Below are 12093 nucleotides of genomic sequence, written 5' to 3'. Positions count from 1 at the left end.
TGAATCGAGAAGCCGCGGCGTACTGGATGCTCCGCTTTCGCGGAGCATGACAGCGGCATGTGTGGCTATTGCTGGCCGCTAACCCTTCTTTGCCGCCAGCGCATCCGCCACGGCCGTGCGGATATCCGCGACCGAGAACGGCTTGGTCACGACATCATGCACCAGCGCATTCAGGTTCGAGGCGCGCTCGCGCTGGTCGGCAAAGCCGGTCATCAGCAAAATGGTCAGATCAGGGAAATCGCGGGCGGCGGAGAGTGCCAGCGCGATGCCGTCCATGACCGGCATCTGGATGTCGGTGAGCAACAGATCGAAAGCGCCGTCCTCGCGGATCAGGATCTCCAGCGCCTCGGCGCCGTCCTGGGCGGTGACGGTCTCGTGGCCGTCCATGGCGATGGCGCGCGCCACCAGCTGGCGCATCGAATCCTCGTCGTCGGCGATCAGGATTTTCGGCATGAGACCAACCTTGGGATCAACCTTCCGTGCCGGACCTCGAGCATGATCCGGACAAATGCGTAGCGTCTTCCCGCAAAGATCATGCTCCAACAATAGCCTGATCGGCTATACGCTGCCGCCGGCAATGTCGCGCCGGTTGAAGAAGCGAACGTCGATATTGCGGCCCTCCGGCGGCGGCGAGGCCAGGCGCGAGCGGAAGAAGGCGCGCTCGCCGGGCCGCAGCACGGTCTGTTCCAGCACCGTATTCCAGGCGTAGATCTCGGCTCCTTGGGCGTCGCGCACGGCAAAGCGCAGCCGCGGGATGTCGTGCGGCTTCTTGCCCTCCCCGACGATCACGCCCTCGATCACCAGCACCTGCTTACCGTCTACGGTCTCGCTGGAGAGCTTGACGTCCTTGAAGGCCAGGCCCCGCAGATTCACCTCGAGCCCGACCATCTTGTAGAATGCCGCGGTCTGGGGCAGCAGCCGCACCACGTCGCCGCGCCAGACCACAAGGGCCAGCACCAGCGCGCCCATCGCGGTGCAGACGGTCGGCAGGCCAAAATAGGATCTCCGCGGTGCCGTGGTGGGGGCCGGGCGGCTCACCCTGGCGCCGCGGCGGCGGAACAGGCCGCGGAACCAGGACTGGTGCTGCGCGCCGGCAGTCTCCTCTTCGACCTGACGGGCTGCCGCTGACCACTCGTCCTCGGTCTCGCGGACCTCTTCATCCGGCCAGTCGCTGGCGATCGATGGGCTGTCGACGACGGGCGCATTCGCGGCGCCGTCGTCCTTGGCATAGGAGTTCCATTGCTCGGCGAGGTCGGACTGGTCGTCGGCTCGGCTGGCAGCGGCCATGGCCGGAACGGACGCCTCCTCGATGGCATCCTCGGCATGGGCGATCCAGGTCTCCTTGCAACGGGAGCAGCGGACCGCCCGTCCGTTGGCCCCAAGGCTCGCGAGCTTGATGGCGTAGGATGTCATACAATGGGGGCAGACGATATGCATGGACGAGCCTTGATGCATGAACGAGGTCTTGGACGAATCTTGACGATCAGCCGGTCGCGGCGAACCGGGCGGCAGGGATGCCGCCAACTATGCTACTGGCCGACCGTTAACGAACCGGAAACCATAACGGCGGCAAAACCCGTTGATCGCGCGTGGCGGAGCGCCGCAGTGCGACCCGCGCCCCCTCTCGAACGGAGCTGAGCTTGGTTCGGTTCGAAAATGTCGGATTGCGTTACGGTCTGGGGCCGGAGATCCTGCGCGATCTCAGCTTCCAGATCCCGGCGCATTCCTTCCAGTTTCTCACCGGACCGTCCGGCGCCGGCAAGACGTCTCTGCTGCGCCTGCTGTTTCTGTCGCATCGGCCGACGCGGGGCCTCGTCACTCTGTTCGGCCACGACATCTCGCAGCTCGGCAAGGACGAGATCGCGGACCTGCGCAAGCGCATCGGTATCGTGCTCCAGGATTTCCGCCTGCTCGACCACATGACGACCTACGAGAATGTCGCGCTGCCGTTCCGCGTCATGGGCCGCAGCGAGTCGAGCTACCGCAAGGAGGTGATCGATCTCCTGCGCTGGGTCGGCCTCGGCGACCGCATGGATGCGCTGCCGCCGATCCTGTCGGGCGGCGAGAAGCAGCGCGCGGCGATCGCGCGCGCCGTGATCTCGCGGCCGCAGCTGCTGCTCGCGGACGAGCCGACGGGCAGCGTCGACCCGACGCTCGGCCGCCGCCTGCTGCGGCTCTTCATCGAGCTCAACAAATCAGGCACCGCCGTCATCATCGCCACTCACGACATCGGCCTGATGGACCAGTACGAAGCACGGCGGCTGGTGCTGCACCAGGGACGGCTGCACGTCTATGAGTAGGACCGACGAGCGCGGCGTGCTGGTCGATCTCGGGCAGGAGCGTCCGCAGCTTCCGGCCAGGGCACGCAACATGTCGCCGATCGTGCCGCGCGCCTCGATCCATGGCAGAGCGCTGGTCGCCGTCGTCGCCATCATGAGCTTCCTCGCCTCGATGGCCACGGGTACGGTGCTGCTGGTGAGTGCCTCCGCCGCCGAATGGCAGTCGGACGTCGCGAGCGAAATCACCATCCAGGTTCGTCCGCAGGCCGGCCGTGATCTCGATCGTGACACCACGGCCGTGACGGAGGCGATGCGCACGCAAGCCGGCATCGTCGAGGTCAGGCCGTTCACCAAGGAGGAGAGTGGCAAGCTGCTCGAGCCCTGGCTCGGAACCGGCCTGTCCATGGACGATCTGCCGGTGCCGCGCATGATCATCGCGCGCGTGCAGCCGGGCACGCCGCTCGATCTCGGCGCCCTGCGGGCGCACGTGACGCAGGTCGCGCCGGGCGCCAGCGTCGACGATCACCGCGCCTGGATCGAGCGCATGCGCTCGATGACCAACGCCATCGTGCTGGCCGGCCTCGGCATTCTCGCGCTCGTCATCATCGCCACCATCATCTCGGTTTCGTTCGCGACCCGCGGCGCCATGGCGGCGAATCGTCCGATCGTCGAGGTCCTGCATTTCGTCGGCGCCGGCGACCGTTACATCGCCAATCACTTCCTGCGCCACTTCCTCAGGCTGGGCCTCGAGGGTGGCGTGATCGGCGGCGGCGCCGCCATGCTGATGTTCGGCTTCTCAGAGTCCATCGCAGGCTGGTTTTCCGGTACTCCCGTCGGCGACCAGTTTGCCGCGCTGCTCGGCACCTTCTCGCTGCGGCCGTCCGGCTACATCGTGCTCGCGGTTCAGGCCGTGCTGATCGGCGGCATCACCGCGGTGGCCTCACGCCAGACGCTGTTCGCGACGCTGAACGATGTTGATTGAGTTGCTTTCTTCCTTCTCCCCTTGTGGGAGAAGATGGCGCGAAGCGCCGGATGAGGGGGTCTGTCCACGCGTACAAATGTCGAAGTGAATGCGCGGAGAGAGATCCCTCACCCGTCTCTCGCAAGGGGAGAGGGTGAAGAAACCGGACTCCACTTCGCCTCAAAACGTCTTAAAATCGCTTCAGGGAAGGGATCACTGATATCGCATGAGCTCGCCGACCGACGATCGATCGCCGAAACTGCCGCGCGGCTGGCTGCGCGCGACAATCGTGTCGACGATCGCGCTTGCCTTCGTTGCCGCGGCCGCAGGCTTCGTTGCATTCCTGTCGCATTTGCGCGGCGCCGAGACGGTGCCCGACCGCAAAGCCGACGGCATCGTCGTGCTGACCGGCGGCTCCTCGCGGGTATCGGACGCGATGGAGCTGCTCGCTGCGGGCTACGGCAGGCGGCTCCTGATCTCCGGCGTGCATCCGACCTCGAGGGCGAGCGACATCTCCCGGACCTTGCCGGAGAACCAGTCCTTCATGACCTGCTGCGTGGACCTCGACCGCACCGCGCTCTCGACCCGCGGCAACGCAGCGGAAGCGCGGCGCTGGGCCGAGGGGCGCCGGTTCAAATCGCTGATCGTGGTCACCTCCAACTATCACATGCCGCGCGCGCTGGTGGAATTCTCGCATGCAATGCCACAGATGACGCTGATCCCGTTCGCGGTGGTCGGCGAAAAATGGCGCGAGGAGCCGTGGTGGACCTCGGGATCGACGCTGCGGCTGCTCCTGTCGGAATATGTCAAGTACATCGCGGCCGAGCTCAGGGTGCGGCTGGAGCATTTCGGGATTGACCTCTGGCCCGAGATATCGGAGCAGCCTGCAGGTCAGCAGCCGAAGCGGCCCGCTACCGCACAGGCCAATTGATCGGACCATCGATGTTCCCAATTTTTCTACGCTCGCTCGTGTTCAACGTGTTGTTCTACGCCGTGCTGGTGTGCCTTGCGATCGTGGCGCTGCCGACCTTCGCATTGCCGCCGCGCGCCATGCTGACGGTGGCGGAATGGTGGGCCAAGGCAACGCTGTTCCTGATGCGCGTGGTCTGCAACATCAAGGTGGAATTCCGCGGTGTCGGGAACATCCCGAAAGGCCCGCTGCTGATCGTGGCAAAGCATCAGTCGTTCTGGGAGACCTTCGTGCTGCCGGGCTTCTTCAACCGGCCGATCTTCATCCTCAAGCGCCAGCTCATGCAGATCCCGGTGTTCGGCCAGTTTCTGGTCAAGACCGGGATGATTGCGATCGACCGCAATGCCGGCGTGAAGGCGCTGCTGGAGATGACGCGGCGGGCGCGCGAGGCCGTGCGCAGCGGAAAGCAACTTGTCATCTTTCCGGAAGGTACGCGGCGCGCGCCGGGCGCGCCGCCCGACTACAAGACCGGCTTTGCACAGATCTATTCGTCGTGCGGCGTGCCGTGCCTGCCGGTCGCGCTCAACTCCGGCCTGTTCTGGCCCCGCCGCACCTTCATGCGCTATCCCGGCACGCTGGTTGTGGAATTTCTCGAACCGTTGCCGCCGGGCCTGCCGAAGGACGAGTTTCTCTCCCGCGTGCAAGCCGCGATCGAGGACGCGACCGGCCGCCTCGTCGAGGCCGGCCGCAGGGAGCAGGAGCAATCGATCGGCTCGGCGCCGAGCTACGCGCCAACGGGCGGCTAGCGATCTTCGTTCGGAGCCGCGGCGTGCAGCGAATGCGCATCACCATGCAGCATCAATACGAGCTGATGCAGCTGCATGTCGCGAAAGCCTTCGGCCTCGATCGCCTTCACCGTCGCGGTCACGTAGTCGCGATTGGCGCCGGACTGGCCGTGGCCCTGAACGACATGGCGGTGCTGCTCGGCGAGCGACAGCCGGCCGGCATATTGCGCGTGGCCACGGTCGACGACGTAAGCGAGTGCAGAGACGCGCTGGCGCGCATCGTTCTCCAGCCACACCGAACGCATCACCTCGCGATAGACCGACGTGACCTGCTCGCGTGCGCGCAAGTACGCGACGACCTCGGCACGGTTCTTCTCGGCGACGCGGAAGGCGATGCCGCGGCAGGCGCCGCCGCGGTCGAGCCCGAGCACCAGGCCAGGCTTTTCCGGCGTGCCGCGATGCACGAAGGAATAGACGCAGAGCGCGCGGTGCTCGCCGACCAGCCGCGCCGGGATGCGTTCCTCGAACTCGAAGCCCGGCCGCCACATCAGCGAGCCGTAGCCGAACACCCAGAGGTCGCCCTTGGCGGTGGTGACGGAAGGGACGGTGATTTCCGACATTTCGGGCACGGCTACCAGAACCATGCCCCGAAGCGAAGCGAATTCTCCGCCTTTCGTCGCAGGCCGTCCCCGCTTACATTTGCCAAAATCCGGGATCAAAGGGTCGCCGCATGTCCAATATGACCGTTGCCGCAGGCCGTCGCTCCCGTTGGGGCCTTTTCATCGCACCCGTTCTCGTCCTGATCCTCGCGGTCGCGTGGAGCGGTTTCTGGTTCTACGCGGCGTCGCAGGCCGAAATCGCCGCAGACGCCTGGCGGGCGCAGGAGGCCAAGTCCGGCCGCATCTATGATTGCGCCAAGCGCTCGATCGCGGGCTTCCCGTTCCGCTTCGAGGTCCAGTGCTCCGGCGCCAGCGTCGCCCTGGTGTCGCAGAACGCGAGCAGGACGCCGTTCACGGCGAAGCTCGACAACATCCTGGTCGTCGCCCAGGTCTACGATCCCAAGCGCGTCATCGCCGAATTCTCCGCGCCTGCGACGCTGACCGACGGCATCACGCAAAACACCTTCGTGGTGAACTGGAGCAAGGGCCGCGCCAGCGTGGCCGGCCTGCCTGCCGTGCCGGATCGCGCCTCCATCGTGTTCGACGATCCCAGCCTCAACCGCGTCGACGGCAGCGTGCAGGTGCCGCTCGCGCGCGCCAAGCAGATCGAGCTGCACGGCCGCCTCGCGGATGGATCACCCTCCGATCACCCCGTGATCGAGACCGTGGTCCATGTCGCGCAGGGGAGCATCCAGGGCGTTCATCCCCTGCTCGCCGAGCCGTTCGAGGCGGACACCCGCGCCAAGATCACCGGTCTCTCCGACCTCACGCCAAAGCCCTGGCCGCAGCGCTTCCGCGAAATCCAGGCTGCCGGCGGCCATATCGAGATCGTGCAGTCGCGGATCCAGCAGGGCGAGATGATCGCGGTCGCGGCCGGCACGCTCGGCCTTTCGGCCAACGGCCGGCTCGACGGCGAATTGCAGATGACGGTGACGGGCCTCGAGCGCGTGATCCCGGCGCTCGGTATCGAGAAGATGCTGGAGGAGGGCGTGCCACAGGCAACGCTCGACCGCGTCGCCCCCGGCGTGAAGTCGCAGGACCTCAACAATCTGTTCGGCGCGCTCGACCGCGCCGTGCCCGGGCTCGGCAAGGTCATCAAGCAGAACGCCAATGCCGGCGTCGCCGCCGGCATCAATTCGATCGGCACCGAGAGCACGCTGGAAGGCAAGAAGGCGCGAAGCTTCCCGCTGAAGTTCGTCGACGGCGCCGTGCTGCTCGGCCCGGTCAAGGTCGGCCAGATCCCGCCGCTGTATTGAAGCCTCTCTCGTCATTCCGGGGCGATGCGCAGCATCGAACCCGGAATCCATTTCACCGCGTGCGCTGTGGCCCGATGGATTCCGGGCTCGCCCTTCGGGCGCCCCGGAATGACGGCCCAAGCTACGGCTGCTTCAGCGCGCCATGCTGGCGGCCGAAATCGGGCGCGGCCGAATCCTGGCCGATCTCGACGATGCCGCGGCGGATGGCGCGGGTGCGGGTGAAGTGATCGAACAGCGCCTCGCCGTCGCCGCGCCGGATCGCGCGGGTGAGCTTGGCGAGATCCTCGGTGAAGGTGCCGAGCATCTCCAGCACGGCTTCCTTGTTGGCGAGGAAGACGTCGCGCCACATCGTCGGGTCGGACGCGGCGATACGGGTGAAATCGCGAAAGCCGCCGGCGGAGAATTTGATCACCTCGGATTCCGTCACCTGCGCCAGCTCGTCCGCGGTGCCGACGATGGTGTAGGCGATCAGATGCGGCAAATGGCTGGTGATCGCGAGCACGAGATCGTGATGATCCGGCGTCATGATCTCGACCTTGGCGCCCATCGCCGCCCAGAACGCGCGCAGATGCTCCGTGGCGGCCATGTCGGTGCCTTCCGGCGGCGTCAGGATGCACCAGCGGTTGATGAAGAGCTCGGCAAATCCCGAATCCGGGCCCGAATGCTCGGTGCCTGCGACCGGATGCGCCGGCACGAAATGAATGCCTTTCGGCAGATGCGGGGCCATGTCCCTGACCACCGCGCCCTTGACCGAGCCGACGTCGGAGATGATCGCGCCCGGCTGCAGATGCGCGGCGATCTCCTGCGCCACCGCTCCGCAGGCGCCGACCGGAATGCAGAGGATGACGAGATCGGCATCCTTCACGGCCTCTGCATTGGTCGCCACGACCTCATCGACGATGCCGAGCTCGGCGACGCGTGCGCGCGTCTTCTCCGAGCGTGCGGTGGTGACGATCTCGCCGGCCAGGCCCTGGAGCTTCGCAGCGCGCGCAATCGAGCCGCCGATCAGGCCGAAGCCGATCAGCGCGACGCGCCGGAAGTGCGGATCAGCATTCATTTGCCGCCTATGAAGTCGTGCAAGGCCTCGATCACGAGACGGTTGGCCTCCTCGGTGCCGATGGTCATGCGCAGCGCATGCGGAAGGCCGTAATTCTTCAGCGCGCGCAGCACGAGGCCCCGCTTGGTCAGGAAGGCGTCGGCCTCGTCAGCGGTCTTGCCCTTGTCGGTCGGGAAGTGGATCAGCACGAAATTGGCGACGCTCGGCGTCACCTTCAGTCCGAGCTTGCCGATCTCCTCGGTGAGCCGGTTGCGCCAGGTCTCGGTGAACTGCTTCGACATCGCCTGGTGCGCGGTGTCCTCGATCGCGGCGACCGCGGCATACATCGCCGGCGTCGACACGTTGAAGGGACCGCGGATGCGGTTGACGGCGTCGATGATGTGCTCGGGGCCGAACATCCAGCCGATGCGCAGCGCAGCCAGGCCGTGGATCTTGGAGAAGGTGTGCGTCACCACCGTGTTCTCGGTGGTGGCGACGAGCTCGATTCCCATCTCGTAATCGTTGCGCGAGACGTAGTCGGAATAGGCGGCGTCGAGCACCAGCAGCACGTGCGAGGGCAGGCCGGCGCGCAGCCGCTTGACCTCGTCGAACGGAATATAGGTGCCGGTCGGGTTGTTCGGATTGGCGAGCCAGACCAGCTTCGTCTTCGGCGTTACCGCCTTGAGGATGGCGTCGACGTTGCAGGTGAGGTTGGTCTCCTCGGCGATCACGTTCCTGGCGCCGACCGCCATGGTCGCGATCGGGTAGACCAGGAAGCCGTGCGTGGTGGAGATCGCCTCGTCGCCATGGCTGAGATAGGTGTGGGCGAGCAGGTTGAGGATCTCGTCCGAACCGGCGCCGCAGATGATGCGGTTGGGATCGAGCCCGAAAGAACGGCCGATCGCCTCGCGCAGCACGCGCGAGGTGCCTTCCGGATAGTCCTCCAGATGATCCGCCACGCGCTTGAACGCCTCGATCGCCTTGGGCGAGGGGCCGAACGGCGTCTCGTTGGCCGAGAGCTTGAACACCTTGCGGCCCGGCTCCGGCACCGGGCTCTTGCCGGGGGTGTAGGGCGCAATATCGAGAATGCCGGGATTCGGCACGGGGCGGGACATCTTCAACTCCGAAATGGCGAGGCGCGCGATTTACGATTTCGCCCCGGTCGGGGGCACCGTATAGCGCGTTGCGTGGCTGCCGACGAGAGCCGTGGAGCGTACCGAGGCCCCCGCCTCGATCAGGGCAGCCCTGATCTTGTCGATGCTGGTCGCGCTGGTGACCGAGACCAGCAGCGCCGCCCCATCGAAGGCGGTATCGGGCACCGCCACGATCTCGGCGAGCGGCGACAGGGCGCGCGCGACCTCGGCGTTCCACCCGGAGACGCGCACGCTGAAGGTCTCGACCTCCGTCACCAGGGCGCTGTCGGGGACGCGCGAGACCGCGAACACCGGCATCGCCGCCGGATGATCGGCACGTTCGACGAAGGGCATCCGCGCGATGATCTTCGGCGCGCCAGCTTCCTCCAGCGAGAGCCACCACGGCGTGCGGCTGGAGGTCGCCGAGACCAGCGCGAGGTCGCCCTTGGATTTCGCCACCGCCTCGACCGCGGCCTGCGCGCTGAAATGGGCGACGTAAGGCACCGTGAAGCCGAAATGGAAGCGCGCGGAATCGCGCATCGCCGGCTCGCTCACCGAGATGTCGGCATGCACGGAGAACGGCGCCTGCACATAGGTGAACGTCGAGATGATGACGCGCCAGATGCTCTCGACCGTGTCGAGCGGCAGGATGCCGCGATGGCGCTGCACGATCTCGCGCATCATGGAGGCCTCGCGCGCAGGCCGAAATGCCGAGCCGACCTCCTGGGTCTGCTTCACCTGGATCAGGCGGTCGATGATGTCGCCGCGCTGCATCAGCAGGCGATGCATGCTCTCGTCGATCGCGTCGATCTCCTTGCGCAATTCCTGGAGCGATGGTGGCGCGGGCGGACGTTGGGACATGTCTGGTCGTCGATCGTTGCGATGGGGGATGTCCTGATTAGGCAGTCGGGGCGGCGAAAGCAAAGAGAAATGAGGTCCTTTTCGGTCGATGCGAGACAGACGAATTCAGTCGATCCGGGCCGCGACTTGACGAAAACCGCCCAAGACGGTAACTTTTGCCCGTTCCGTGGTCATTTGAGCCGGCCGGCTTGCAGCCACGTTAAAAAACTCGCTAAACAGGCCGGGGACGCTTCCGATCCCGGCCGAACCTATCGTTCAGGCCGGGTTTTTCATGGCCTGATTCCAGCGGCGGTCTGACGGCAGTCGCAAACGAGGTCGATGATGGTTGGCGTCAAGTCAGTACCCAGTCCTGCGATCAGCGCCGACGAACGGTCGCACGAGGTGGATCACCCGAGCTCGCAGGTCGCTCATTTCGGCACCGAGCAGCCGCTGCGGCTCGATTGCGGCGTCGATCTCACCCCGTTCCAGATCGCCTACCAGACCTATGGCGAGCTCAACGCCGATCGCTCCAACGCCGTTCTGATCTGCCATGCGCTGACCGGCGACCAGCACGTCGCCAATGTGCATCCCGTCACCGGCAAGCCCGGCTGGTGGGAGACGCTGGTCGGCCCCGGCCGGCCCATCGATCCCAAGCACTACTTCATCATCTGCTCCAACGTGATCGGCGGCTGCATGGGCTCGACCGGGCCGGCGTCGATCAATCCCGCCACCGGCAAGGTCTGGGGCCTGGATTTCCCCGTCATCACCATCCCCGACATGGTGCGCGCGCAGGCGATGCTGATCGACCGGCTCGGCATCGACACGCTGTTCGCCGTCGTTGGCGGCTCGATGGGCGGCATGCAGGTGCTGCAATGGACCTCGGCCTATCCTGCCCGCGTGTTCTCCGCGCTGGCGATTGCCTGCGCGACGCGGCACTCGGCGCAGAACATCGCCTTCCACGAACTCGGGCGCCAGGCCGTGATGGCCGACCCCGATTGGCATGGCGGCGGCTATGCCGATCACGGCATCCATCCGCATCGCGGGCTCGCGGTGGCGCGGATGGCCGCGCACATCACCTATCTCTCGGACGCGGCACTGCATCGCAAGTTCGGCCGGCGCATGCAGGACCGCGAGCTGCCGACCTTCTCGTTCGACGCGGATTTCCAGGTCGAAAGCTATCTGCGTTACCAGGGCTCGTCCTTCGTCGAGCGCTTCGACGCCAACTCCTATCTCTATCTGACGCGCGCGATGGACTATTTCGATATCGCGGCCGACCATGGCGGCGTGCTGGCGAAGGCGTTTGCGGGAATCCAGACCCGCTTCTGCGTGGTCTCCTTCACCAGCGACTGGCTGTTCCCGACCTCGGAATCGCGCGCGCTGGTGCACGCGCTGAACGCGTCGAGCGCGCGGGTGTCGTTCGCGGAGATTGAAACCGATCGCGGCCACGACGCCTTCCTGCTCGACGTCCCCGAATTCTTCGACATCTCCCGCGCCTTCCTGCAATCGGCAGGCAAGGCCCGCGGCTTGAAGGGTAGCTGACATGTCCGTGCAGGAAGTATTGCCGCTGGACGGCGTTGCGGCCAGGCCGTCCGGTGATTACCGCGCCGATCATCGGCTGGTGGCCGAGATGGTCAAGCCGGGCTCCAAGGTGCTCGACGTCGGCTGCGGCGAGGGCGATCTGCTTCAGCTCCTGGAGACCCGCGGCGTCGACGGCCGCGGCATCGAGCTGTCGCGCGAGGGCGTCAACCGCTGCGTTGCCAAGGGGCTTGCGGTGGTGCAGGGCGACGCCGACACCGACCTCGTCAACTATCCCGACGACGCCTTCGACTACGTGATCCTGTCGCAGACGCTGCAGGCGACGCGGCAGCCGCGCGTGGTGCTGGAGAATCTGCTGCGCATCGGCCGCCGGGCCATCGTCTCGTTCCCGAATTTCGGCTTCTGGAAGATGCGGCTGCAGCTCCTGATCGGCGGCCACATGCCGCGCACGGAGAACCTGCCGGCAACCTGGTACGACACCGCCAACATCCATTTCTGCACCATCAAGGATTTCGTCGAGCTCTGCGACGAGATCAACGTCAAGATGGAGCGCTCGGTCGCGCTCGATCTCTACGGCCGCCCGGTGCCGCTGAACCTGCCCTGGTGGGTATGGAACATGTTCGGCGAACAGGCGGTGTTCTTGCTGAGCAGGGGCGGGGGGAAATAATCTCTCTCCGTCATTCCGGGCCTGCGCCTTC

13 protein-coding genes and 1 riboswitch are annotated in these 12093 nt (G+C 66.0%); of the genes, 7 read left to right on the top strand and 6 right to left on the bottom strand.

The features are described 5' to 3' along the window. Window positions 1-78: 78 nt before the first annotated feature. Both EDE08_RS13660 and EDE08_RS13655 read right to left on the bottom strand, forming a co-directional pair. On the bottom strand, window positions 79-453 hold the full coding sequence (locus EDE08_RS13660; RefSeq protein WP_028178895.1) for a response regulator: 375 nt from the start codon (window positions 451-453) through the stop codon (window positions 79-81). A 105-nt stretch (window positions 454-558) separates the two neighbouring features. Beyond that, complete coding sequence (locus EDE08_RS13655) at window positions 559-1437, bottom strand: MJ0042-type zinc finger domain-containing protein (protein WP_165935907.1); 879 nt, start codon at window positions 1435-1437, stop codon at window positions 559-561. Between the two features lie 203 nt (window positions 1438-1640). Between EDE08_RS13655 and ftsE the strand changes: the two genes are divergently transcribed. The 4 genes from ftsE to EDE08_RS13635 all read left to right on the top strand — a co-directional run bounded on the left by ftsE (window position 1641) and on the right by EDE08_RS13635 (window position 4956). Next, the gene (ftsE, locus tag EDE08_RS13650; protein WP_028178893.1) at window positions 1641-2300 is read left to right on the top strand and encodes a cell division ATP-binding protein FtsE; all 660 of its coding nucleotides are present in this window, start codon (window positions 1641-1643) and stop codon (window positions 2298-2300) included. Further along, entirely contained in the window at window positions 2293-3261 is a 969-nt protein-coding gene (locus EDE08_RS13645; protein WP_131868977.1) for a cell division protein FtsX, read from the top strand. Before ftsE ends, EDE08_RS13645 begins: the two co-directional genes overlap by 8 nt. Before the next feature lie 205 nt (window positions 3262-3466). Beyond that, the gene (locus EDE08_RS13640) at window positions 3467-4171 is read left to right on the top strand and encodes a YdcF family protein (protein ID WP_131868978.1); all 705 of its coding nucleotides are present in this window, start codon (window positions 3467-3469) and stop codon (window positions 4169-4171) included. A gap of 11 nt (window positions 4172-4182) precedes the next feature. Next, window positions 4183-4956: a lysophospholipid acyltransferase family protein gene (locus EDE08_RS13635; protein WP_131868979.1), complete on the top strand. Its 774-nt coding sequence runs from the start codon at window positions 4183-4185 to the stop codon at window positions 4954-4956. Here the strand turns inward: EDE08_RS13635 and EDE08_RS13630 are convergent. Next, window positions 4953-5555, bottom strand: a complete 603-nt coding sequence (locus EDE08_RS13630) for a gamma-glutamylcyclotransferase (RefSeq protein WP_165935925.1) — start codon at window positions 5553-5555, stop codon at window positions 4953-4955. The genes EDE08_RS13635 and EDE08_RS13630 overlap by 4 nt on opposite strands. 110 nt (window positions 5556-5665) lie before the next feature. Between EDE08_RS13630 and EDE08_RS13625 the strand changes: the two genes are divergently transcribed. Then, window positions 5666-6850, top strand: coding sequence for a DUF2125 domain-containing protein (locus EDE08_RS13625; RefSeq protein ID WP_131868980.1), 1185 nt, complete (start codon window positions 5666-5668; stop codon window positions 6848-6850). Between the two features lie 121 nt (window positions 6851-6971). On the opposite strand, the gene EDE08_RS13620 is transcribed toward EDE08_RS13625, so the two are convergent. From EDE08_RS13620 to EDE08_RS13610, 3 genes are read right to left on the bottom strand one after another with little or no spacing between them, the layout of a single operon-like run. Then, a complete protein-coding gene (locus EDE08_RS13620; RefSeq protein ID WP_131868981.1) occupies window positions 6972-7907 on the bottom strand; it encodes a prephenate/arogenate dehydrogenase family protein in 936 nt (311 codons plus the stop codon). Beyond that, the gene (hisC, locus tag EDE08_RS13615; protein WP_131868982.1) at window positions 7904-9001 is read right to left on the bottom strand and encodes a histidinol-phosphate transaminase; all 1098 of its coding nucleotides are present in this window, start codon (window positions 8999-9001) and stop codon (window positions 7904-7906) included. The genes EDE08_RS13620 and hisC overlap by 4 nt, the downstream gene beginning before the upstream one ends. 30 nt (window positions 9002-9031) lie before the next feature. Beyond that, window positions 9032-9880 (bottom strand): chorismate mutase, encoded by an 849-nt coding sequence (locus EDE08_RS13610; protein WP_061881265.1) that lies wholly within the window; start codon window positions 9878-9880, stop codon window positions 9032-9034. A 156-nt stretch (window positions 9881-10036) separates the two neighbouring features. Then, window positions 10037-10116: riboswitch (SAM riboswitch) on the top strand. Window positions 10117-10201: 85 nt separating this feature from the next. On the opposite strand from EDE08_RS13610, the gene metX reads away from it, so the two are divergent. Continuing rightward, window positions 10202-11398 (top strand): homoserine O-acetyltransferase MetX, encoded by a 1197-nt coding sequence (gene metX, locus EDE08_RS13605; RefSeq protein ID WP_131869412.1) that lies wholly within the window; start codon window positions 10202-10204, stop codon window positions 11396-11398. Between the two features lies 1 nt (window position 11399). Further along, window positions 11400-12062: a methionine biosynthesis protein MetW gene (gene metW, locus EDE08_RS13600; RefSeq protein ID WP_131868983.1), complete on the top strand. Its 663-nt coding sequence runs from the start codon at window positions 11400-11402 to the stop codon at window positions 12060-12062. Window positions 12063-12093 lie beyond the last annotated feature (31 nt).

This window comes from Bradyrhizobium sp. R2.2-H (assembly GCF_004346455.1).
Taxonomy (GTDB): domain Bacteria; phylum Pseudomonadota; class Alphaproteobacteria; order Rhizobiales; family Xanthobacteraceae; genus Bradyrhizobium; species Bradyrhizobium diversitatis.
Note: the sequence above shows the minus strand (reverse complement) of the source record. Positions and strands in the feature narration are given on the sequence as shown.

Bases quoted from the DNA above. Each gene is read 5' to 3' on its own strand.
- EDE08_RS13660 (WP_028178895.1), bottom strand. From the start codon at position 453: ATGCCGAAAATCCTGATCGCCGACGACGAGGATTCGATGCGCCAGCTG.
- EDE08_RS13655 (WP_165935907.1), bottom strand. From the start codon at position 1,437: ATGCATATCGTCTGCCCCCATTGTATGACATCCTACGCCATCAAGCTC.
- EDE08_RS13645 (WP_131868977.1), top strand. From the start codon at position 2,293: ATGAGTAGGACCGACGAGCGCGGCGTGCTGGTCGATCTCGGGCAGGAG.
- EDE08_RS13640 (WP_131868978.1), top strand. From the start codon at position 3,467: ATGAGCTCGCCGACCGACGATCGATCGCCGAAACTGCCGCGCGGCTGG.
- EDE08_RS13635 (WP_131868979.1), top strand. From the start codon at position 4,183: ATGTTCCCAATTTTTCTACGCTCGCTCGTGTTCAACGTGTTGTTCTAC.
- EDE08_RS13630 (WP_165935925.1), bottom strand. From the start codon at position 5,555: ATGTCGGAAATCACCGTCCCTTCCGTCACCACCGCCAAGGGCGACCTC.
- EDE08_RS13625 (WP_131868980.1), top strand. From the start codon at position 5,666: ATGTCCAATATGACCGTTGCCGCAGGCCGTCGCTCCCGTTGGGGCCTT.
- EDE08_RS13620 (WP_131868981.1), bottom strand. From the start codon at position 7,907: ATGAATGCTGATCCGCACTTCCGGCGCGTCGCGCTGATCGGCTTCGGC.
- hisC (WP_131868982.1), bottom strand. From the start codon at position 9,001: ATGTCCCGCCCCGTGCCGAATCCCGGCATTCTCGATATTGCGCCCTAC.
- EDE08_RS13610 (WP_061881265.1), bottom strand. From the start codon at position 9,880: ATGTCCCAACGTCCGCCCGCGCCACCATCGCTCCAGGAATTGCGCAAG.
- metX (WP_131869412.1), top strand. From the start codon at position 10,202: ATGGTTGGCGTCAAGTCAGTACCCAGTCCTGCGATCAGCGCCGACGAA.
- metW (WP_131868983.1), top strand. From the start codon at position 11,400: ATGTCCGTGCAGGAAGTATTGCCGCTGGACGGCGTTGCGGCCAGGCCG.